This is a genomic window from Streptomyces flavovariabilis (genome assembly GCF_000725785.1).
GTDB lineage: Bacteria > Actinomycetota > Actinomycetes > Streptomycetales > Streptomycetaceae > Streptomyces > Streptomyces hawaiiensis.
This window is the reverse complement of sequence record NZ_JNXD01000003.1, coordinates 155,867-177,565: the sequence shown is the minus strand read 5'-3', so window position 1 is coordinate 177,565 and position 21,699 is coordinate 155,867. Positions and strand designations below refer to the sequence as shown.

19 protein-coding genes, 1 pseudogene and 1 riboswitch are annotated in these 21,699 nt (G+C 73.0%); of the genes and pseudogenes, 19 read left to right on the top strand and 1 reads right to left on the bottom strand.

The window, feature by feature from the left end; translation table 11 throughout:
• Positions 1 to 52 precede the first annotated feature (52 nt).
• The 17 genes and pseudogenes from IO24_RS0108240 to IO24_RS0108155 all read left to right on the top strand — a co-directional run bounded on the left by IO24_RS0108240 (position 53) and on the right by IO24_RS0108155 (position 17,571).
• Positions 53 to 886 (top strand): SDR family NAD(P)-dependent oxidoreductase, encoded by an 834-nt coding sequence (locus tag IO24_RS0108240; protein WP_234335159.1) that lies wholly within the window; start codon positions 53 to 55, stop codon positions 884 to 886.
• Positions 887 to 995: 109 nt separating this feature from the next.
• The gene (locus IO24_RS0108235; protein ID WP_031133439.1) at positions 996 to 1,793 is read left to right on the top strand and encodes a VOC family protein; all 798 of its coding nucleotides are present in this window, start codon (positions 996 to 998) and stop codon (positions 1,791 to 1,793) included.
• A 72-nt stretch (positions 1,794 to 1,865) separates the two neighbouring features.
• Entirely contained in the window at positions 1,866 to 2,258 is a 393-nt protein-coding gene (locus IO24_RS0108230) for a nuclear transport factor 2 family protein (RefSeq protein WP_031133437.1), read from the top strand.
• 30 nt (positions 2,259 to 2,288) lie between these two features.
• Positions 2,289 to 2,825 (top strand): GNAT family N-acetyltransferase, encoded by a 537-nt coding sequence (locus tag IO24_RS0108225; protein ID WP_031133435.1) that lies wholly within the window; start codon positions 2,289 to 2,291, stop codon positions 2,823 to 2,825.
• A gap of 23 nt (positions 2,826 to 2,848) precedes the next feature.
• The gene (locus tag IO24_RS0108220) at positions 2,849 to 4,348 is read left to right on the top strand and encodes an ABC transporter substrate-binding protein (protein WP_031133433.1); all 1,500 of its coding nucleotides are present in this window, start codon (positions 2,849 to 2,851) and stop codon (positions 4,346 to 4,348) included.
• An 89-nt stretch (positions 4,349 to 4,437) separates the two neighbouring features.
• Entirely contained in the window at positions 4,438 to 6,246 is a 1,809-nt protein-coding gene (locus IO24_RS0108215) for an ABC transporter permease subunit (protein WP_078898948.1), read from the top strand.
• Complete coding sequence (locus IO24_RS0108205; RefSeq protein WP_031133429.1) at positions 6,243 to 7,547, top strand: MDR family MFS transporter; 1,305 nt, start codon at positions 6,243 to 6,245, stop codon at positions 7,545 to 7,547. The genes IO24_RS0108215 and IO24_RS0108205 overlap by 4 nt, the downstream gene beginning before the upstream one ends.
• A gap of 215 nt (positions 7,548 to 7,762) precedes the next feature.
• Positions 7,763 to 9,247 (top strand): serine/threonine-protein kinase, encoded by a 1,485-nt coding sequence (locus IO24_RS0108200; protein ID WP_234335160.1) that lies wholly within the window; start codon positions 7,763 to 7,765, stop codon positions 9,245 to 9,247.
• Between the two features lie 128 nt (positions 9,248 to 9,375).
• Positions 9,376 to 9,560, top strand: a riboswitch (cobalamin riboswitch).
• Positions 9,561 to 9,590: 30 nt separating this feature from the next.
• The gene (locus IO24_RS0108195; RefSeq protein ID WP_031133425.1) at positions 9,591 to 10,292 is read left to right on the top strand and encodes an energy-coupling factor ABC transporter permease; all 702 of its coding nucleotides are present in this window, start codon (positions 9,591 to 9,593) and stop codon (positions 10,290 to 10,292) included.
• Positions 10,289 to 10,657 (top strand): energy-coupling factor ABC transporter substrate-binding protein, encoded by a 369-nt coding sequence (locus IO24_RS0108190; RefSeq protein WP_031133423.1) that lies wholly within the window; start codon positions 10,289 to 10,291, stop codon positions 10,655 to 10,657. The genes IO24_RS0108195 and IO24_RS0108190 overlap by 4 nt, the downstream gene beginning before the upstream one ends.
• Before the next feature lie 6 nt (positions 10,658 to 10,663).
• A complete protein-coding gene (gene cbiQ / locus IO24_RS0108185; RefSeq protein WP_031133421.1) occupies positions 10,664 to 11,413 on the top strand; it encodes a cobalt ECF transporter T component CbiQ in 750 nt (249 codons plus the stop codon).
• Positions 11,410 to 12,264 carry an energy-coupling factor ABC transporter ATP-binding protein gene (locus tag IO24_RS0108180; RefSeq protein WP_031133420.1) on the top strand — a complete coding sequence of 285 codons (855 nt, stop codon included), beginning with the start codon at positions 11,410 to 11,412 and terminating at the stop codon, positions 12,262 to 12,264. The genes cbiQ and IO24_RS0108180 overlap by 4 nt, the downstream gene beginning before the upstream one ends.
• 38 nt (positions 12,265 to 12,302) lie before the next feature.
• Positions 12,303 to 12,958: pseudogene (locus IO24_RS40470) on the top strand (maleylpyruvate isomerase N-terminal domain-containing protein).
• A gap of 73 nt (positions 12,959 to 13,031) precedes the next feature.
• Positions 13,032 to 13,835, top strand: a complete 804-nt coding sequence (locus tag IO24_RS0108170; RefSeq protein WP_031133418.1) for an alpha/beta fold hydrolase — start codon at positions 13,032 to 13,034, stop codon at positions 13,833 to 13,835.
• On the top strand, positions 13,835 to 15,157 hold the full coding sequence (locus IO24_RS0108165) for a PP2C family protein-serine/threonine phosphatase (protein WP_031133416.1): 1,323 nt from the start codon (positions 13,835 to 13,837) through the stop codon (positions 15,155 to 15,157). The genes IO24_RS0108170 and IO24_RS0108165 overlap by 1 nt, the downstream gene beginning before the upstream one ends.
• The gene (locus IO24_RS0108160) at positions 15,154 to 15,486 is read left to right on the top strand and encodes an STAS domain-containing protein (protein ID WP_031133414.1); all 333 of its coding nucleotides are present in this window, start codon (positions 15,154 to 15,156) and stop codon (positions 15,484 to 15,486) included. Before IO24_RS0108165 ends, IO24_RS0108160 begins: the two co-directional genes overlap by 4 nt.
• A gap of 270 nt (positions 15,487 to 15,756) precedes the next feature.
• Entirely contained in the window at positions 15,757 to 17,571 is a 1,815-nt protein-coding gene (locus tag IO24_RS0108155; RefSeq protein ID WP_078898958.1) for an ABC transporter ATP-binding protein, read from the top strand.
• A gap of 5 nt (positions 17,572 to 17,576) precedes the next feature.
• On the opposite strand, the gene IO24_RS0108150 is transcribed toward IO24_RS0108155, so the two are convergent.
• A complete protein-coding gene (locus tag IO24_RS0108150; RefSeq protein ID WP_031133409.1) occupies positions 17,577 to 18,272 on the bottom strand; it encodes a TetR/AcrR family transcriptional regulator in 696 nt (231 codons plus the stop codon).
• A 193-nt stretch (positions 18,273 to 18,465) separates the two neighbouring features.
• On the opposite strand from IO24_RS0108150, the gene IO24_RS0108145 reads away from it, so the two are divergent.
• Both IO24_RS0108145 and IO24_RS0108140 read left to right on the top strand, forming a co-directional pair.
• Complete coding sequence (locus tag IO24_RS0108145; protein ID WP_031133407.1) at positions 18,466 to 19,962, top strand: APC family permease; 1,497 nt, start codon at positions 18,466 to 18,468, stop codon at positions 19,960 to 19,962.
• A 21-nt stretch (positions 19,963 to 19,983) separates the two neighbouring features.
• Positions 19,984 to 21,645, top strand: coding sequence for an amidohydrolase (locus IO24_RS0108140; protein ID WP_031133404.1), 1,662 nt, complete (start codon positions 19,984 to 19,986; stop codon positions 21,643 to 21,645).
• Positions 21,646 to 21,699: the final 54 nt, after the last annotated feature.

Sequence of the window (21,699 nt, the reverse complement as noted above, 5' to 3'; positions counted from 1 at the left end):
CCGGGGCTCGCCGCGCGGGACCGGCCGGATGATCGACCTAGAGTGGGTCGCCATGACGACACAGCCGACACCACCGACGGATCCGCCTCGGCCGGCCGAGGCGCCTGCGCCGCCCCAGGCTTACCTCTCCGAACTGTTCTCCCTGGAGGGCCGGGTCGCGGTGGTCACCGGTGGCAGTTCCGGTATCGGTCGCGCGATCAGCGGCGCACTCGCGCGGGCCGGGGCGAGCGTGGTGATCGTGGCCCGCGGCGAGGCCGGGCTGGCGGCGACGGTGGAGGAGCTGACGGCCCGGGGCTGCCGCGCCGCGTGGGTCAGCGCGGATCTGAGCACCCGCGAGGGTGTGCGGACGGCCGCCGAGCGGGCGGCCGGGGTGTTCGGGGAGCCCGACATCCTGGTCAACAGCGCCGGGATCAACCTGCGTCCGCCGATGGACGAGCTCGGCGAGGACGTCTGGGACGCCACGATGGCCGTCAATCTGGAGGCGCCGTTCCTGCTGGGGCAGCGCTTCGGCCCCGGTATGGCGGAGCGCGGGTACGGACGCATCATCCACATCAGTTCGCAGCAGGCGCATCGCGCGTTCGTCCAGAGCGGCGCCTACGGCGCCTCCAAGGGCGGGCTGGAAGCACTGGCGCGTTCCCAGGCCGAGGCATGGTCGCCGCGCGGCGTCACCTGCAACCTCCTCGTGCCGGGCGTCGTCATGACACCTCTCAACGCGCGGCTGTCGACGGACCCGGAGAAGGTGGCCGCCCTCGCCGCCCGCACGATGATCGGGCGGAACGGCCTCGCCGAGGACTTCGCGGGCGCGGCCGTCTTCCTGGCGAGCGAGGCATCCGCCTACGTCACCGGGCAGTCGGTCTTCGTCGACGGCGGGCTGTCCGTCCACTGATCCCCCCGGCATCCGCCGGGCGTCCCCCAAACGGGGAGCCGCCGACGGGCGGTGGCCGGTGCGCGGTGTCACGCTGGGCACACAGGCCCCGCCGAAGGGAAGCATCGCCATGATCACGACGGACTACGTCCCCGGTTCCCCCTGCTGGCTCGACCTGGGCGCTCCGGACGTCCGCGCCGCCGCCGCCTTCTACGGTGCCGTCCTCGGGTGGGACTACGAGTCCATGGGCGAGAGCGAGGACTTCGAGGGCGGGATGTTCAAGAAGGACGGCAAGATCGTCGCCGGGCTCGGCAAACTCACCGAGGAGGGCGCGCGCCCGGCCTGGATGCTGTACTACTGCGTCGCCGACGCGGACGCCACGACACAGGCCGTGCAGCAGGCGGGCGGCGCCGTGCGGGTCGCGCCGATGGACCTCGACGACTGGGGCCGGATGGCGCAGTACAGCGACCCGCTGGGCGGTCAGTTCGCCGTCTGGCAGCCGGGGACGAACAAGGGCCTGGAGCTGGTGGACCAGCCGGGCTCGCTGTCGTGGACGGAGCTGTACACGTCCGACGCCGCGGGTGCGCGGGAGTTCTACGGCGCCCTCTTCGACTGGCAGTTCAGCGACATGCCACTGCCGGGCGGCGCGGGCGCGTACACCCTGATCACCCCCTCGGGGCTCTCCGAGGACCGGATGCACGGCGGGCTCATGCAGCTCCGCAAGGAGGACCTGACCCTGACGGGTGGGCGGCCGTACTGGCACCCGGTCTTCGCCGTCGAGGACTGCGACGCGGCGGTGGCCGAGGTCACCGCGGGCGGCGGCAGCGTGCAGATGGGCCCGGAGGACATGGAGGGCGTCGGCCGGCTCGCCGTCTGCCTCGACCCGGCGAACGCGGACTTCGTGCTGCTCGCCCCGTCCGAGACCTGACCCGGGCCGCGGCAGGTCACCCTGGGCCGAGAACACCCCGCATCACCGCCTGGACACCATGACGGTCGCGCTATGAGCGAAGAGCCCGATTCCGCAGCCGCCCTTCAGCTCGTCCGCCTGGTGAAGGACTGGGCCGGGGCGATCGTCTCCGACGACCCGGCGCGGATCGCGAGCTTCATGGCGGACGAGTGGGTCTTCGTCTCCGGTTCGGGGATCGACCCGAAGGAGAGATTCCTCTCCCTCGTGGAGTCCGGCACGCTCACCCACTCGGCGATGGACCTCAGGACCGAACCCAGGATCCGCGTCTACGGCGACACCGCCGTGGTGACCGGCCGGGTGACGAACACGGCCCACTATCAGGGCGAACGCCACGACGCCGACGAGTGGACGACGGACGTGTTCGTACGGCGGCAGGGCCGCTGGCTGTGCGTGCTGAGCCACATCACACCGGTGGCCCCCGACTGACGTCGAGATCCTCTTGCATATGATGCGCAAATGCGTGAGTACAGCATCAGGCAAGCCGTGGAGGCCGACATCGACGAGGCCAGGGCGGTGATGCTCGACGCCGTGTACCGCGACTTCGGCACGGGTTACGTACCGCACTGGCACGCCGACATCATCGATCCGGTGTCGTTCTACGTCACACCGCCCCGGCACGCTCTCCTGGTCGCCGTGGACGAGCAGGACGGGACGGTGGCGGCCACGGCGGCTCTGGACGCGCGCGGCCCGGCGCACCCGCCGAACCCCGGCTGGCTGGCCGAGCGTTTCCCCTCGGGCGAGACGGCACAGCTCCGGCGGGTGTACGTGCGCCCCGGACACCGGCGGCGCGGACTGGCCCGGCGGCTCGTGGACGGCCTGCTGGAGTTCGCCCGGGCCGACGGCGGATACCGGTCCGTGTATCTGCACACGTACCCGCACTCCCCCGGCGCGATGGGCCTGTGGCAGGCGCTGGGCAAGGTGGTGTGCGACGAGCGGGAGGAGGTGCCCGGCGGCGGCAGCGGGGCGGTGCACTTCGAAATACCGTTCGCTTAACGAAAATGATATTCATGTACGCCATGAGAACTTCCCGCCGGCTCACAGCCGGGCTGTTCGTGCTGCCCCTGCTCTCCGGTTGTTTCGCGTCCTCCGGTGACGGCTCATCGGCCTCCTCCGGCGCCGCCGAAGGCGCACGCCTGCGTGTCGCCCTCCCCTTCGCCCCCACCGAGAACTACTCGCCGTACGGCCAGGACGCGATGCTCCTGTCCCGGCTCGGTGTGATCGAAGGGCTGACCAAGCTGGATGCCAACGGCACGGCCGTACCCGCCCTCGCCGAGTCGTGGAGCAGTGAGAACGGCGGCAAGAGCTGGGTGTTCACCCTGCGGGACGCGAGGTTCCAGGACGGCGAGGCCGTCACCGCCAAGGCCGTCGCCGCCTCCCTCACGGCCGCCGGGAAGGCCGACCCGGCGCCCTCCGCGATCTCCGGCGTGCGGCTGACCGCCACACCCGAGGGCGACCAGCGGGTCCGGGTCGGCACCGAAGAGGCCGACCCCGTACTGCCGCTGCGGCTGTCGAACCCGTCCCTCTCGGTGTTCGCGCCGAAGGCGTACGACGCGAAGGGCGAGGTGGACGTCGTCGGCACCGCCACCGGTCCCTTCGCCCTCACCGAGGTCGACGGTGACACGGCGGCCACACTCGACCGTTTCGACGACTACTGGGGCGGCCGGGCCCAGGCGTCCGGCATCACCGCCCGCTTCGTCTCCGACGGCACCGCCCGCGCCAACGCCCTGCGCACCGGCGACGTCGACATCGCCGAGTCCCTCCCCGTCGCCCAGGTGTCGTCCCTGGACAAGGACACCGTCCACGAGGTCAACACCGCCCGCAACACCGGCCTTTACCTCAACACCAGGTCCGGCGCCTTCACCGACGCGGGGCTGCGGGCAGCCGCACGCGAGGCGATCGACACCTCGGTCATCGCCAAGGGCGCGTACGAGGGGTATGCCGTGCCCGCACAGGGCCTCTTCGGTCCGGCCCTGACCTGGGCGGCCGGCAAGCGCGTCGAACCGGCCGGACGGGCGAAGGCCGCCGATCCCGACGGCACGGACATCACGCTCGCCACCTACAACGACCGGCCCGAGCTGCCGGAGGCCGCCCAGATACTCCAGCAGCAGCTGCAGAAGGCGGGGTTCGAGGTGAAGCTGGAGGTGCGCACGTACGCGCGCCTCGAAGGCGACCTGCTGGGCGGCAAGTTCGACGCCGCGGTCTTCTCCCGCAACATGATGCTGGACACCGGCGACCCGGTCACCGTCCTCGCGAGCGACTACACCTGCGACGGCTCCAACAACCTGTCGTTCCTGTGCGACGAGAACGTGGACAAGCTGGTCGCCGCCGCCCAGGCCGAGTCCGGCACGGCCGAGCGGCAGAACGCCGCCATGAAGGCGGAGGCGGCCGTCCTCGGCACCGACTCGGTGATCCCGCTGGTGCATCTGAAGCTCGTCGCGGGCATCGCGACGTCCGTGCAGGGCGCGCTGCCCGATCCCTACGAGCGCACCCTCATAGGTACGGGGACCCGGCGCTGAACAGCTCGCCCACGCCCTCGACGAAAGGTGCCGCCGCCGCTCTGCGCGCACTCGCGCGCAGCGGCGCCCCGACGCTGCTGTGGCGGACGGTGCTCGTGGCCTGTCTGGTCTGCGGTATCGGCCTGCTGCCGTGGCTGTCGCGCACCGACCCCGCCCTGACCGTGCTCCGGGCGCGGTCGGCGGACCGCGACCCCACTCCGGAGACCCTGCGCGCCATCCGGGACCAACTGGGCCTCGACGACGGCCCACTGGTGCTGCTCGGCCGCTGGCTGGGCGGGCTGCTGCACGGGGACGCGGGCACGTCCTGGGTGTCCGGCGCCCACGTGCTGCCGGGCGTCGTGCAGGCGCTCGGCGTGTCGCTGCTGCTGATGGCCGGGGCCCTGGTGGTCGCCGCGGGCACGGCGGCCGCCGTCTGCGCCCGTACGCTCCGGCTGGGCGCGCGGGGCCGGCTCGCCGGCCGTCGTCCCGGCGGGACGGCGCCGGCCGTGCTGGCCGCGCTGCCCGAGTTCCTCGTCGCCTCGGTGCTGGCCTCGCTGATCGGTGTGCAGCTGGGATGGCTGCCCGCCCTGGGCTGGTACGGGCCGCAGTGGATGGTGCTGCCCTCGCTCGCCCTCGGCCTGCCCGCCGGGGCGGTCCTGGGGCGGATGCTCGACGACCTGCTGCCCGGCGCGTTCGCGGAGCCGTGGGCCATGGCGGCAGCGGCACGCGGTGTCCCGCCGAGGTCCGTGGCCCGGCACGCGGTGCGCCGCTGCGTGCCCGGACTGCTGCCCAACCTGGCGCTGTTCGTGGTCGGACTGACCGGCGGATCGGTCGCCGTCGAGCAGATCTTCGACATCCCGGGCCTCGGCCGGCTCACCCTGCACGCCGCGCTCGCCCAGGACCTGCCCGCCCTGCAGACCGGCACACTCGCTCTCGTCCTGCTCGCGGCCACCGCCGGCGTTCTCGCCCGGCTCGCCGCCCGCCTGCTGATCGGTCCGGCGCTGCACGACGGCGCCCTGCAGTCCCTGCACCGGCCCCGGCCGCCCGCGCCCCGCACACTCCCGCTGCTCTACGGGGGACTGCTGGCCGCCGTCATCGGGTTCGGGCTGCCCCGCGACCCGCTCGCCCTGGACACGCTCGCCCGGCTGCGAGCCCCTTCCCCGGAGCATCCCTTCGGCACGGACGCGCTCGGCCGCGACATCCTGGCCCGGATCTCCCACGGCGCGCTGACCACCCTCGGCACCGCCCTCGCGGTGAGCGCCGCCGCCCTCGTCACCGGGCTGCTGCTGGGGCTGCTGCCGAGGCTGTCCGGGCCGCTGACCGACACGCTCAGTGCCGTACCGCCCGTACTGTCCGGCCTCCTCGTCACCGGCGTCCTGGGCAGCGGCCCCTGGACACCCGCGCTCGCCGTGGCAGTCGTGGCCTGGTCCCCGCTGGCCGTGCACACCTCCTCCCTGCTGCGGCAGGAACGCTCGACCACCCATCTGACGGCCACCCGGGCGCTGGGCGCCGGCCGCTGGTATCTGCTCCGGCACGAACTGCTGCCCGCCGTCCTGCCCCCGGTCGCCCGGCACGCCCTGCTGCGGCTCCCGGGGATCGCGCTGAACCTCGCCGCGCTCGGCTTCCTCGGCCTGGGCGCCCAACCGCCCTCCCCGGAGTGGGGCCTGCTGCTCGCCGAGAACCAGCCGTACGCCGAACGCGCCCCGTGGGCCGTCCTCTTCCCCGCCGCCGTGCTCGCCCTGCTCGGGGCGCTCGCGGTGACGGCCGCGGGCGGCGTACGGCTGCCCCGGCGGCGCAAACGGCCCACAGGGCCGGCCCAACCGCCCGCGGACCGGCTCGCCACGGCCCCGCAGCGGCAACGGGACCGCCCCGGCGCCCGCCTGACTCCCGTGCCCGCCTCACAGACGGAAGAACGATGACCGACCTCCTCTCCCGGGTGCTGGCCCGCAAGGCCGCCCGTACCTCCGACGCCGGGGCACCGAAGTCCCCGCGCGAGAGCACCTGGCGCCTCTGCAAGGAGCTGTCGCCGCTGCTGCGGCTGCTGATCCTCACCCAGCTCGCCTTCAACATCGGCTTCTACGCCGTCCTGCCGTTCCTCGCCGAGCATCTCGGCACCGCGATCGGCATGGCGGGCTGGCTGGTCGGGTTCGTGCTCGGGCTGCGCACCTTCAGCCAGCAGGGGCTGTTCGTCGTCGGCGGCTGGCTCGTCGACCGGTTCGGGGTGCGGCCGGTCGTGCTGGCCGGCTGCGTGCTGCGGATCGCCGGGTTCGTGTGGCTCGGGTACGCGGAGGCGAGCTGGACCGTCATCGGGGCGGTGCTGGTGATCGGATTCGCCGCCGCGCTGTTCTCTCCCGCCGTGGAGTCCGAGGTGGCCCGCCAGTCGGTGGTCTGGGAGGAGGACGGGCGCGGCCCGCGCACCCGTGTCCTCGCGCTGTTCAGCGTGGCGGGCCAGGCCGGGGCGTTCGTCGGGCCGCTGCTCGGCGCGCTGCTGCTCGCCGTCGACTTCCGCACCGCGTGCCTCGCCGGTGCCGCGGTCTTCGTGCTCGTCCTCGCCGGGCACCTGTGGCTGATGCCGCAGCACATCCCCGGCCGGATCCGTATCCGGGAGCGGGGCGGGGCCCGCGCCCTGCTGCGCAACCGCCGCTTCCTCGCCCTGTGCTGTGCCTACGGCACCTATCTGCTCGCCTACAACCAGCTGTATCTGGCCCTGCCGGACGAGGTGCAGCGCGTGGCGGGCTCCCAGGCGCCGTTGTCCTGGCTCTTCGCACTGTCCTCGGTGCTGGTGGTGTTCACCCAGCTGCCGGTGACCCGCTGGGCGGGCGACCGGCTCGATCTGCGCCGCTCCATGACCGCGGGGCTGCTGCTGATCGCGTCCGGTTTCGCGGTGGTGGCCGCGGCACGCCCGGCCGGCTGGACCGGCACCGCCGCGCTGCTGCCGGCCGCCGGCTTCGTGATCTTGCTCACCGTGGGGCAGATGCTGGTGGTGCCCGCCGCCCGCGCCTGGGTGCCCGACCTCGCCGAGGAGGGACGGCTCGGGCTCTACATGGGTGCGCTGTCGTCCGTCTCCGGGCTGATCGTCCTGGCCGGCAGCGCGGCCACCGGCTTCCTGCTCGACCTGGGCCTGCCGGCCGCCGTGCCGTGGCTGGTCCTCGCGGCCGTACCGGCTCTGGCGGTGGCTGTGCTGCCGCGCCGTGAGAAGGGGGCGGGCGCGGTGGCCTGAACCGGCGCCGGCGCCCCGCGGCAACCGGGCGCGCGCGACCTTCACTCCGGCGGGCGACCTGTTCGCTCCGGGACTTCCGAAACCGCACCCTACGAGGACACCGCTGCGGAGATTGGTGGTCACGTCGCGCCAGTATCCTGGGTCGGCTGCGGCACCCCCCACCAATCCCCGTGCAGAAGCGGGGAGTTCGGCCTGCGGCGACGACCTTCCCACGCATGAGACGAGGACGAGTGCTGCTAGCGGGCCGCTACCGGCTGGATGTTGAGATCGGGCGCGGTGGAATGGGAGAGGTCTGGCGTGCGTACGACGAGACGCTCGCCAGAGCGGTGGCCCTCAAGCTGCTGCTCCCCCAGGACACCGATGCCACGGCGGCCTCCCGGTTCCGTCTGGAGGCGCAGACCGCCGGGCGTCTCAACCACCCCAACGTGGTCGGCGTCCTGGACTTCGGCGAGTACGACAACCGGCTGTACCTGGTGATGGAGCTGGTCGAGGGCGACAGTCTCGCCGGGGTGCTGACCGGCTCCGGCGCGCTGCCCGCCGAGCGCGTGGCCCGTCTCGCCGCGCAGGCCGCCGCGGGGCTCGCCGCCGCGCACGCGCAGGGCATCGTGCACCGGGACGTCAAACCCGCCAACCTGCTGCTGGACGCCCACGGCACGCTGAAGATCGGCGACTTCGGAATCGCGCGGTTCCTCGACGACCCCGGCGCCGCCCTCACCGCCACCGGCCAGATCGTCGGCACCGGCCTCTACCTCGCGCCCGAGCGGGCCCTCGGCCGGCAGGCGGGGCCCGCCTCCGACATGTACTCCCTGGGGTGCGTGCTCTACCAGCTGCTCAGCGGCCGCCCGCCGTTCCAGGCCGACACCGCCGTCGCCCTCCTCCACCAGCATCTCGACTCGACCCCCGTGCCGCCCCGCGAGCTCGGTGTCACCGGACTCCCGCCGGCGTTCGAGAACTACCTCCTCGGTCTGCTCGCCAAGCAGCCCGAGGACCGGCCCACCGCCCAGCAGGCCGCCGAGTGGTTCGCCGGGGGCGCCTGGCGCGGCCTGCCCGAGCCGCTGCCGGAGGTCTCACCGCCGCTGCGGCCGACGACCGCGTCCGCGGCGACGCACGCCGCGCCCGGCCCGAACGCGGCTGCCGAGACCAGCAACCCGACCACGTACGCGCTGCCCGCTACCACGGGGCACCGCACCGCGGCCCGGGCCGCCCAGGCGGGGCGTTCGGGTCGCTCCCGCGGGCGCGGCGGCCTCGGCAGCCGGACGAGACTGGCCGCGACGGCCGCCGCCGCTGCTCTCTTCCTCGCCGCGATGCTCATCGGCATGCGCTGGTTCTCGCCCGACACCACCGCGGAGGGCACCGAACCCGACGCGTCCCCGACTGCGAGCAGCCCCGCCGCCGCCCCGTCGGGCGATTCCGCCTCGTCTCTCTCCTCCGATCCGGAAGCCGACCCGAAGGCCGGCCCGGCGACCGGCCCGGCGACCGGCCCGGTGGATGTCGGCACGCCGACGACCGGCACCGTGGCCGATGTCACTCCGTCCGCGCCGGCCGCTTCCCCGACCCCTGCCGCGCCGCCGCCCGGCGCCGCGACTCCGACGGATGCGGCGGGCAACGGCGGGCCGCAGCAGCCCAAGCCGGAGAGCCCGCGCCAGGCCGGGGGATACGGGGAGGGCGACGACGGCGGAGACGACGGGGGCGACGACTGACGCGGGCTCCGCAGCCGCGCGGCGGCGCCCGCCGCAGCGCGTGGATCAGCGGGGGGATGCGCCGGTGTGCGAGCGGGCGCCCCCTCGCGCGCCCCCTGGGGTGGCTTGTCACCGCCCTTATCCGGGCCTTATTGTCACCAGGCCTTGGTGAACGGGAAATCCGGTGTGATGCCGGTGCGGCCCTCGCCACTGTGAATCGGGAAGTCCGGCTCCAGCCCTAGCGGGCAGCCACTGGGTCTCAGTGACCCGGGAAGGCGGAGTCCGGGCGGTGGTACCCGTCAGCCAGGAGACCGGCCAAGGCGCGTCAACCATCCACGAGGTGCTGGAGAGGGTCTGCTGAGCCATGCACATTGCCGAGGGTTTCCTTCCTCCGGCGCACGCGGTCGCCTGGGGCGTCGCGTCGGCGCCGTTCGTCGTCCACGGGGTCCGGTCGCTCACCCGTGAAGTGCGCGAGCACCCCGAGAGCACGCTGCTCCTCGGTGCGTCCGGCGCCTTCACCTTCGTCCTGTCCGCCCTGAAACTGCCGTCCGTCACCGGCAGTTGCTCGCACCCCACCGGCACGGGCCTCGGAGCCATCCTGTTCCGGCCGCCCATCATGGCGGTGCTGGGCACCATCACCCTGCTCTTCCAGGCGCTGCTGCTCGCGCACGGCGGCCTGACCACGCTCGGCGCCAACGTCTTCTCGATGGCGATCGTCGGTCCCTGGGCCGGATACGCCGTCTACGCACTGCTGCGTCGCTCCGGTGCTCCGCTGATGGTGGCCGTGTTCTGCGGCGCGTTCGTCGCCGACCTGTCCACCTACTGCGTCACCAGCGTGCAGCTGGCGCTCGCCTTCCCCGACCCGGGCAGCGGATTCCTGGGCGCACTCGGCAAGTTCGGTTCCATCTTCGCCGTCACCCAGATCCCGCTCGCAGTGAGTGAGGGCCTGCTGACCGTGCTCGTGATGCGGCTGCTGGTGCAGTCCAGCAAGGGCGAACTGACCCGGCTGGGCGTGCTCCTCGCCAAGAAGCAGGCACGGACCGAGACCGAGGCGGTGGCCCGATGAGCAGGAACACGAAGATCAACCTGGTGCTGCTGTTCGCCGTGGCCGCGCTCGCCGTGCTGCCCCTGGCGCTCGGCCTCGGCGACCACAAGAAGGAGCCGTTCACGGGCGCCGACGCCGAGGCCGAGACGGCGATCACCGAGCTGCGGCCGGACTACGAGCCGTGGTTCTCGCCGCTGTACGAGCCGCCGTCCGGCGAGATCGAGTCGGCACTGTTCTCCCTCCAGGCCGCTCTCGGCGCCGGTGTCCTCGCCTACTACTTCGGGCTGCGGCGGGGCCGTCGGCAGGGCGAGCAGCGGGCGCTGGAGCGGGAGGCCAGCAGCGCGCTCGCCGGCGCCGCCGGGAAGTCCACCGCAGAACAGGACTGACCCCGGGTGCTGCCGATCGACGCGGCGGCGCACAGCAGTCGCTGGCGCCGCCGCCATCCCGTGGACAAGGCCGTGCTCGGGCTCGGCCTCACCGTGCTCGCGATCTCCCTGCCGCCCTGGCCGGGTGCCGCCCTGGTGCTGCTGACAGCCCTGGTGGTGCTGCTGGGGCCGGCCGGTGTGCCCGGGCGGCGGCTGTGGCGGGCCTACCGGGTGCCGCTGGGCTTCTGCGTGACCGGCGCGCTCACGCTGCTCGTCCAGGTGGGCGGACCGGGGGGTTTCGTCTCCCTCGCGGGTGACGGGCCGGTCCGGGCCGGGGAGTTGCTGCTGCGCACCTCGGCGGCTTCCCTGGGCGTGCTGCTGTTCGCCTTCACCACGCCGATGTCCGACCTGCTGCCCCGCCTGGTCCGGGCCGGGATCCCCGCGCCGGTCGTCGACGTCGCGCTCGTGACGTACCGGATGAGCTTCCTGCTGCTGGACTCCGTGCGCCGCATCCGGGAAGCCCAGGCGGCCCGGCTCGGTCACACCAGCCGGGCCGCACAGTGGCGTTCCCTGGCCGGGCTCGGCGCCACCGCGTTCGTCCGGGCCTTCGACCGGGCCACCCGGCTCCAGGCCGGGCTCGCCGGGCGCGGCTACGACGGCACGCTGCGGGTCCTGGTGCCCGAGGCCCGGGTCTCCGTCCGCTTCACGGCTGCCAGTTGCGCGCTGCTCGCGGCGCTGGCCGCCCTCACCCTCGTCCTGGAAAGGCCGCTGACATGAGCGAGCCCGCCCTCGTCGCCCTGCGGGGCGCGTCCTTCGCCTACGAGGACGGCCCCACCGTGCTCAGCGGCCTCGACTTCGAGATCCGCGAGGGGCGCGCACTCGCGCTGCTCGGCCGCAACGGCAGCGGAAAGACCACGCTGATGCGGCTGCTCTCCGGCGGACTGCGGCCGCACGAGGGGCGGTTGACGGTCGAGGGGCAGCCGGTGTCGTACGACCGCAAGGGGCTCACCCGGCTGCGGACGACCGTGCAGCTGGTGGTGCAGGACCCGGACGACCAGCTGTTCGCGGCGTCCGTCGAGCAGGATGTGTCGTTCGGCCCCCTGAACCTCGGTCTGGACGACACCCAGGTGCGGGCGCGGGTGGCGGAGGCGCTCGCCGCCCTGGACATCACGGCCCTGGCCGGCCGGCCCACCCATCTGCTCTCCTACGGGCAGCGCAAGCGCACCGCCATCGCGGGCGCGGTCGCCATGCGGCCCCGCGTCCTCGTCCTCGACGAGCCGACGGCCGGACTCGATCCCGAGGGCCAGGAGCGGCTCCTCACCACCCTCGACGGACTCCGTACCGCCGGCACCACGGTGGTGATGGCCACCCATGACGTCGATCTCGCCCTGCGCTGGGCCGACGACGCGGCGCTCCTCACCCCGTCGGGCGTCCGCACCGGGCCCGCGGCCACGGCTCTGGCCCGCACGGATCTCCTCCGCGAGGCGGGGCTGCGCCTGCCGTGGGGTGCCGCGGTGACGGAACTCCTGCGCGCGCAGGGGTGGCTGGCCCGAGCGGAGCAGGGTCCGCGGACGGCGGACGAACTCGCCGCCCTCGTGGGCGGACGGCAAGGGGTGCCCGGAGGATGAGCTTGTCCGGCGTCGCGGCGCGGCGCTACGGTGCCGAGGTGGATCTCTTCTCACACACCTGGACGGCGTTGCGCGCGGCGGTGGCGGATCTATCCCAGGAGGACTTCGGCGGCCCTCCGGCTGTACGGGCTGGCTGGTGCGGGACCTGGTGTGCCATCTGATCGTCGACGCCCAGGACGTCCTGATCACCCTGGCCACCCCGTCCGGCCGGGAACCGACCCGCGACGTGCTGACGTACTGGGACATCTCCGACACTCCGCCGACCGGTGACGACCCGCTCGACGCGCTGACCGTCCGGCTGGCCGCCGCGTACGAGGATCCGCGCCTGCTCAAGTTCCACCTGGACGACGTCGGCTCCGCCGCCGGCCGCGCCGCCCTGCTCGCCGACCCGGCCGGCCGGGTCGGCACCCGCGACGAGATCCTCACCGTGGGCGACTTCCTCTCCACGTACGTCCTGGAGTGGACGCTGCACCACCTCGACCTGATCGCCTGCCTCCCGGACGCGGAGCAGCCGCCCGCGGAGGGGATCGTCCGGTCCCGGGAGATGCTGGAGCAGATCACGGGGAGCCCCTTCCCGTCGTCCTTCTCCGACGTGGACGCACTGCTCATCGGCACCGGGCGGCGGGCGCCGACCGAGGCGGAGCAGGCCGGGCTCGGCGAGCTGGCCTCGAAGGTGCCGCTGTACCTGGGCTGACTTCGCGATCGCGTCGCGGCTGTCCACGAGGCCGCCGTCGAACCGCTCCCGCCGAGGTGGCAGCATGGTCTGCATGGACATCCGCCGCAGGAACAACGTCAACGTGATCGGTCCCGACGGCGCACCGGTGCTGCTCCTGGCACACGGTTTCGGCTGTGACCAGAACATGTGGCGCCTGGTGGTGCCGGTGCTCGCCGAGCGCTACCGGGTGGTGCTGTTCGACTACGTCGGCTCCGGCGGCTCGGACCTCGCGGCATGGAGTGAGGAGCGGTACTCCTCGCTGCACGGCTACGCCGCTGACGTCGTCGACGTCTGCGAGGAGCTCGACCTGCGGCAGGCGGTGTTCGTGGGGCACTCGGTGAGTGCCATGGTCGGGGTGCTGGCGGCGCAGGCCGCGCCGGAGCGGATCGGGGCGCTCGTGATGGTGACACCGTCGCCCTGCTACATCGACGACGAGGGGTACGGCGGCGGCTTCAGCACGGAGGACATCGACGAGCTGCTCGCCTCCCTGGAGGCGAACTACCTGGGCTGGTCGTCCGCCATGGCCCCGGTGATCATGGGCAACCCGGAGCGGCCGGAGCTCGGCCAGGAACTGACCAACAGCTTCTGCGCCACCGACCCCGACATCGCCCGCGTCTTCGCCCGTACGACGTTCCTCACCGACAGCCGTGAGGACCTGAAGGGCGTGTCCGTGCCGACGCTCGTGCTGGAGTGCGAGCAGGACGCCATCGCGCCCCGCGAGGTCGGCGCCTATGTGCACGCGGCGATCCCCGCCTCCCGCCTGGTCACGCTCGACGCCACCGGGCACTGCCCGCAGCTCAGCGCGCCACAGGCCACCACCGAGGCGATCCTCGGCTTTCTGGAGTCCCTGAAGTGATGTGCCGTACGAGTGGCGTGCCCGAGCCCGCCGGAGCGGGGGACGAGGCGAGCACGGACGCCGCTTTCACCGCGCTGCTGGAGGACAGCGCGGAGGACCTGTACGAGTCCGCACCCTGCGGTTACCTGTCCACGATGATGGACGGCACCATCGCCAAGATCAACACCACGCTGCTGGACTGGCTCGGCCTGGATCGTGACGCCGTGGCGGGCCGCAAGCGTTTCGCGGACCTGCTCACCGTCGGCGGGAAGCTGTACCACGAGACACACTTCGCTCCGCTGCTGCGCATGCAGGGGGAACTGCGGGGCATCGCCCTGGAGATGCGGCGCCAGGACGGCAGCCGGCTGCCGGTGCTGGTCTCCGCCGTGATCAAGCACGGGACCGAGGGCGAGCCCCTGCTGATCCGCATCACCGTCTTCGACGCCTCGGACCGCCGCGCGTACGAGAAGGAACTGCTGCACCGCCGGCGGGAGGCCGAGCGGGCCCGCGCCGAGGCGGACGAGGCCCGGCGGCAGGCCGAGGCCGACCGGGCCAGACTGGCCGACGCGCTCGCCGTCCTGCAGCGCTCCCTCGTACCGGATTCGCTGCCCGCCGTGCCGGGCCTGGAGACGGCCGTCCACTACCACACGGCCGCGCCGGACCAGCTCGGCGGCGACTTCTACGACCTGTTCCCCGTCGCCGGTGACAGGTGGGCGTTCTTCCTCGGCGATGTGTGCGGCAAAGGCCCCGAGGCCGCCTCCCTCACCTCGCTGACCCGCTACACCCTGCGCGCAGCGGCCCACCACGACCCGGATCCGGCCTCGGCGCTGAGCACGCTGAACGCCGTCCTGCACGAGCGGTACACCGGCGACGGCAACCCCCGCTACTGCACCTGCATCTTCGGGATCATCGAGCCGGGCGGCGACCAGGGGCCGACGACCGTGCGCCTCGCCTCCGGCGGCCACCCGCCGGCGCTCGTCCTGAGGTCCGACGGCCGCGCCGAGTTCCTGCCCACCCCGGGCGGGCTGCTCATCGGCGTCGTCCCCGGCGCACCGATCGGCACGGCCGAGACCGTCCTGGCGCCCGGCGACACGGTCGTGCTGTACACCGACGGCCTCACCGAGGCCCGCATCGGTCCCGCCCGGGACGACCTGTACGGCGAGGATGCGCTGCACGCCTTCGCCACCGACCACGCTCCCGCCGCACCGCACGAGGTGATCACCGCCCTCACCGGGCTGCTCGAGAGCTTCGGCGACGGTCTCGACGACGACACCGCCCTGCTCGCCCTCGGCGTTCCCGCCGCCCCTTCCCCCATGGGCCCCGCGACGCATCACACCTCATGAACCCGATCAGCATCAGACAGAGCGACACCGCGACCGGCCCCGTTCTGCACGTGGCCGGCGACCTGGACTTCGACCAGGCCCCCGTACTCCACAGCAGGCTCGACCGGCTCCCCCTGTCACCGGGGCAGTGCCTGGTCCTCGACCTGTCCGGCCTGGAGTTCTGCGACTCCTCCGGTATCACCGCCCTCCTCGCCGCCCGCCAGCACGCCCTGACCACCGACGCCGACGTCGTTCTGGCCGCCGTACCGGCGAACCTGCTGCGCGTCCTCACCCTCGTCGGCCTCGACCGGGTCTTCACCCTGCGCCCGGAGTCCAGCGCCGCGTCCTGACCCACCCTGGGTGCCTCAGTCCGACCTTGCCCGGCTGCCGGCGTCCTCCCCCGACACGCCGGCCAGGGACGACGCCGCCACCGCCAGTCCGCCGTCGCGCTCCTTGGCGCTCCCCGCACACCACCGCCCGGCCGGAAAACGCTTGGACGCCGTGGCCGGCGACGCGGGACACTTCCGGACTCGACCCGAAACCTCACACATCCGTTGCGGCGACGGCCCCTGCCCGCACGCGCGGCGTGGCGGGCGGCCACAGGACGACACAGGGGTGGGATGGAAACGCCGGAAACACACAGGGTTTTACCGGGCAGGCGCTCGGTGCTGCTCGCACTTCGCTACTACGGACGGGAGTTGTCCCGGCTCCGCCGGTGGACGGCACCCGCGATGCTGCTCTCGGCGCTGGGCAACATCGGCCTCTACTACATCGCGCCGCTGATCGTCGCCAAGCTGGTCGGCGACTTCGCGGGGAACAAGGACCTCACCGTCGGCTCGACGCTGCCGTACGTGCTCGCCTTCGCCGGCGTCCTGCTGGTCGCGGAGGCGCTGTGGCGCATCGCCCTGCACTGCCTCAACCGTCTCGACGCCCTGGGCATCGAGCACCTGTACGTGATCGGCATGGACGAACTGTTCGCCAAGGACGCCGCGTTCTTCCACGACAACTTCGCCGGTTCGCTGACCAAGCGGGTCCTCAGCTTCGCCTCCCGGTTCGAGCAGTTCGTCGACACGCTGACGTTCCAGATCGTGGGGAGCTTCGTGCCGCTGACGTTCGGCGCGGTGGTGCTGTGGCGCTACGAACCGCTGCTCGTCGTCGGTCTGCTGGTGATGATCGCGCTGACGGCGGTGCTGGTCGTGCCGCTCATCCGGCGCCGCCAGGCGCTCGTCGACCAGCGTGAGGAGGCGATCGCCCGGGTGTCGGGGCATGTCGCCGACAGCCTGATGAACATGGACACGGTGCGGGCGTTCGCCGCGGAGGAGCGCGAGGCCGCCGAACACCGGTCCCGGGTGGCGATGTCGCGTCGGCTCACGGTGCGGTCGTGGGACTACGGCAACCTGCGCATCGACACGCTGGTCGCGCCGATGTCCGTCCTCACCAACGCGATGGGCCTGCTGCTCGCGGTGACACTGGGCGGCGGCGCGCACGGCGTGGAGGCCATCGTGGTCGCCTTCACCTACTACAACAACGCCACCCGGATCATGTTCGAGTTCAACCAGATCTACCGCCGGCTGGAGAGCTCGATGACGGAGGCGGCGCAGTTCACCGAACTGCTCCTGACACCGCCGACCGTGCTCGACCCGCCGGCGCCGGAGCCGCTGCGGCCCCGGGCCGCCGACGTCCGCTTCGAGAAGGTGACCTTCGCCCACCGGGGTGGCCGGCCGCTCTTCGAGGGACTCGACCTGGCCGTGCCGAGCGGGGCGAAGATCGGTCTCGTGGGCCGGTCCGGCGGCGGCAAGACCTCGCTCACCCGGCTGCTGCTGCGGATGACCGACATCGACGGCGGCCGCATCCTCGTCGGCGGCCAGGACATCAGCCGGGTGCGCCAGACCGACCTGCGCGGAAGGATCGCGTACGTGCCGCAGGACCCTGGGATGTTCCACCGCACCCTGCGGGACAACATCGCCTTCGCCCGGCCGGACGCCACCGACGCCGAGATCCGCCGGGCCGCCGAGGCGGCCCATGTCACCGAGTTCGCCGACGCGTTGCCCGACGGATTCGACACCATGGTGGGCGAGCGAGGCGTCAAGCTGTCCGGCGGCCAGCGCCAGCGCGTCGCTCTCGCCAGGGCGATCCTGCGGGACGCGCCGATCCTGCTGCTCGACGAGGCGACCAGCGCCCTGGACTCCGAGAGCGAACTGCTGGTCCAGGAGGCGCTGTGGCGGCTCATGGACGGGCGGACCGCGCTGGTGGTGGCGCACCGGCTGAGCACGGTCGCCGGCATGGACCAGCTCGTCGTCCTCGACCGCGGCCGGATCGTCGAGCAGGGCACCCACCAGGAGTTGCTCGCGGCCGAGGGCGCCTACGCGAAACTGTGGCAGCACCAGTCGGGCGGCTTTCTGGACGACACCCCCGGAGGGGCCGAAGTGCTCTAGCGGCGCTACTCCGGCCGCCGTGCCCGGGCCGCCAGGGCCTCCAGCAGGAGGTCCACCGCCTGCTCGAAGGAGCTGTCCGCCATCGCGGGCAGCTCCCGGCGCACCGCGGTCAGGGACGGGTACGCCGCCGGATCGAGGTCCTGGTAGACGTCGCGCCACGACCTGTGGTCCGCCTCGCGCTGCTGCGGGGGGAGAGCGTGGAACGCCGCCTCCGTGGCGGCGTGGCTGAGCACGGTGTCGATGAAGGCCAGGTAGAGCCGTGCGGCGTCGGCGGGCGGGAAGCCCGCGGTGAGCAGCAGGCCGATCCCCGTCTCCACGGCACGGATCTCGTTGCGGCGCCGGGTCACGCGATGGGCGGCCATGGCGGCCGCCCGGGGATGGGCGAGGTATCCCGCGCGGACTCTGAGGGCCATCTCGCGCAGTGAGGCCACCCAGTCGTCCCCGGGGGCGAAGCCGGCCATGGCGTCGCCGATGATCCGGTCGGCGATGGCGAGCACCAGGTCGTCGGTGCCGTGGAAGTAGCGGTAGAGGGCGGTCGGATCGCAGCCCAGGGCCGCGCCGAGCCGGCGCACGCTCAGTGCCTCGGGCCCGTGCTCGCCGATGAGCCGCAACGCGGTTTCCACGATCAGGTCCTCCGACAGCAGGACCCCCGACCGGGTCGGCCTGCGACGCCGGCGTTCCTGCGGGACACGGGTGGTCATGACCGGCACTCCTCTCCTCGCGCACCGATGCCCTTCGCCCACCGAACGCCTCTCGCCCGCCGGTGGCTTCTCGCACAAGGCAGTGAACGACCCGCGCCGCGTTACGTCAACAGGGTTGACCCAATGTGGGCCCCGGCGGTTCCATCACAGTCCCGCGCGGCTCTTCCCACCCTCGTCCCCCGAGGAGCCCACCATGTCGTCCGCCCCGCCCCAGCCCCGCCCCGCGCTGCGCCGTTCCCTCGGCGTGATCGACGGCGTCGCCATCGCCGCGTCCAGCACCGCGGCCACCACCAGCATCGCCATCGGCATGGGCACGATCGCGACCATCGTGGGCCTCCAGGCCCCGGCACTCCTGCTGCTGGCGTTCCTGCCGGTGCTGGGCATCGCCCTCGCCTACGCCCGGCTCAACCGCTCCGAACCCAACTGCGGCAACGGCTACACCTGGGTCGGCAGATCGCTCGGCCCCTGGCCCGGCTTCCTCACCGGCTGGGTGACGCTGGTCGGCTCGGTCATCTTCTGCGCCTACACCAGCGCGATCATGGGCTCGGTCGTGCTGGCCTTCGCCAACAAGGCCGGCCTGCACAGCCTGTCCGGCGTCGCGCTCGATCCGACGTCCACCGGTGTCTGCACGGCGGTCGGGCTGGTGATCCTGCTCGCCCTCACCGTCCTGGCCGTCACCGGCGTCCGCGGCGCGACCCGGTTCCAGTTCGCCCTGCTGGTCTTCGAGTACGCGGTGCTGCTCGGCTTCTGCGGCTGGGCCCTGGTCACCGGCGACCACACGGTGTCCCTGTCCTGGTTCAACCCGTTCGAGATCTCCAGCGGCACCGCCTTCGCCCAGGGCATGGTCCTCGCGGTGTTCTTCTTCTGGGGCTGGGACGCGGCGTTCAGCGTCACCGAGGAGACGAAGGACCCGGGCGACTCGGCCCGCGGCGGGCTCATCGCCCTGTTCGCGATGCTCGGCCTGTTCCTCTTCGCCTCGGTCGCCTTCCAGCGGGAGATGAGCCTGGCCGAACTCGTCCGCAACGGCCCGCAGGCCCTCCCCTACCTCGGGGCGAAGCTGGCCGCCGAACCGTGGGCCACCCTGCCTCTCGTCGCCCTGATGTTCTCCGCCGTCGCCTCCGTGCAGGCCACTCTGATCCCCACGGCACGCGGCCTGCTGGCCATGGGCCGCGACCGCACCATGGGCCCGCTGTGGACCCGGGTCCACCCGCGCTACGGCACGCCCGCCGCGGGAACGGCCGTGGTGATGTCCGTCGCCGCCGTGATCGCCGTGCTCGCCTTCGCGATCCCCAAGCTGAGCGACATGCTCCTGGCCGCCGTCAACGCCATCGGCCTGATCGTGGCCCTCTACTACGGCCTCACCGCCCTCGCCTGCGCCGTGCGCTTCCGCGCCGCGCGGCACGAGGGACCACGCGAGGCGCTGCTCGCCGTCGGCGTGCCGGCCCTGTCCGGGCTGGTGCTGCTGGGGCTCGGCGGCTACCTCGGCTACTCCTACCTGACCATGAGCGATCACTTCGAACTGAGCCCGGACAACGGCTGGTTCATGTTCTCGCTGCCCGCCGTGATCGTGCTCGCCGGCCTCGGCATGGCCGCCGTGGCCAAGTACGTCCGGCGCTCCCCCTACTTCACCACCGGGCGCGGCACCGACGCCGAAGCCCTCACCCTGCCCATGGACCGCACCGCGGTCTGATCCTCCATGGAGTTCACCCCCATGTCACACCCTCCTGCCCCGGGACCCGCGGACCTCGTTCTCGCCGGCGGTCCCGTGCACACCGTCGACCCGGCCCGCAGCCGCGCCACCTCGGTGGCCGTGCGCGGCGGGCGGATCGTCGCCGTCGGGCACGACGAGGTGCGCGAGCTGATCGGGCCGCGCACCGAGGTCGTCGACCTCGCCGGGAAGCTGCTGCTGCCGGGCTTCCAGGACGCCCACGTCCATCCGATGGGCGCGGGCCTCGAACTCGGCCTGTGCCACCTCGGCGACACCGCCGACGCGGGCGCGTACCTGCGCAGGATCAGGGCGTACGCCGACGCGCACCCGGACGTCGAGTGGATCACCGGGGGCGGGTGGTCCCTGGAGGCGTTCCCCGGCGGCTCCCCCACGGCCGCGGCCCTCGACGCGGTCGTCCCGGACCGGCCCGTCTTCCTGCCCAACCGGGACCACCACGGCGCCTGGGTCAACAGCCGGGCCCTTCAGCGCGCGGGCATCGACGCCCGGACTCCCGGCCCCGCCGACGGCCGGATCGAGCGCGACGCCGACGGCAACCCCACCGGAATGCTCCAGGAGGGCGCGGTCCATCTGGTGGGGAGGCTGGTGCCGGACCCCACACCGGAGGAGCAGCTCGCCGGCCTGCTGCGCGCCCAGGCCGTGCTGCACTCCCACGGCGTCACCGCCTGGCAGGACGCCATCGTCGGCACGTACGCCAACCTGACCGACCCGGCCCCGGCCTACCTGACGGCCCTGGACCGGGGCCTGCTCACCGCCCGGGTCGTCGGCGCCCTGTGGTGGGACCGCGAGCGCGGCGCCGAGCAGATCCCCGAACTCGTCGCCCGGAGGGAGGAGTTGAGCCGGGACCGGTTCCGCGCCGGCACCGTGAAGATCATGCAGGACGGCATTGCCGAGAACCACACCGCCGCCATGCTGTCCCCCTATCTGACCGGCTGCGGCTGCGCCTCGGACAACAGCGGCATCAGCTTCGTCGAGCCCGGTGAGCTGCGGAAGTACGTCACGGAACTGGACGCGTACGGCTTCCAGGTCCACTTCCACGCGCTCGGCGACCGGGCGGTGCGTGAGGCGCTCGACGCCGTGGAGTCCGCCCGGGCCGCCAACGGCCATCGCGACACCCGGCACCACCTGGCGCACCTCCAGGTCGTCCACCCCGACGACCTGCCGCGCTTTCGCACGCTGGGCGCGAGCGCCAACCTGCAGATGCTGTGGGCCGCCCACGAACCGCAGATGGACGAGCTGACCCTGCCCTTCCTGGGGGCGGAACGCGGGGCGTGGCAGTACCCCTTCGGGGATCTGCTGCGCGCCGGTGCGACCCTCGCCGCCGGCAGCGACTGGCCCGTCAGCAGCCCCGACCCGCTCCAGGCCATCCACGTCGCCGTCAACCGCGTCTCCCCCGGGGCGCCCGAGGGCACCCCGGCCTTCTTCCCGGAGCAGCGCCTCGACCTGGGCGCCGCCATCGCCGCCTGCACGGCGGGCAGCGCCCATGTGAACCACCTCGACGACATCACCGGGAGCATCACCGTCGGCAAGGCGGCCGACCTCGTCGTCCTCGACCGCGACCCGTTCGCGGGCCCGCCCGAGGAGATCGCCGCCACCCGGGTCCTGGAGACCTACGTCGCAGGCAGGCGGGTCCACACCGGCGCCTGAGCCGTGTTCCAATGCTCCGGGGTCCGTGGGCACGGAGGGGGCTGAGGCGCGGTG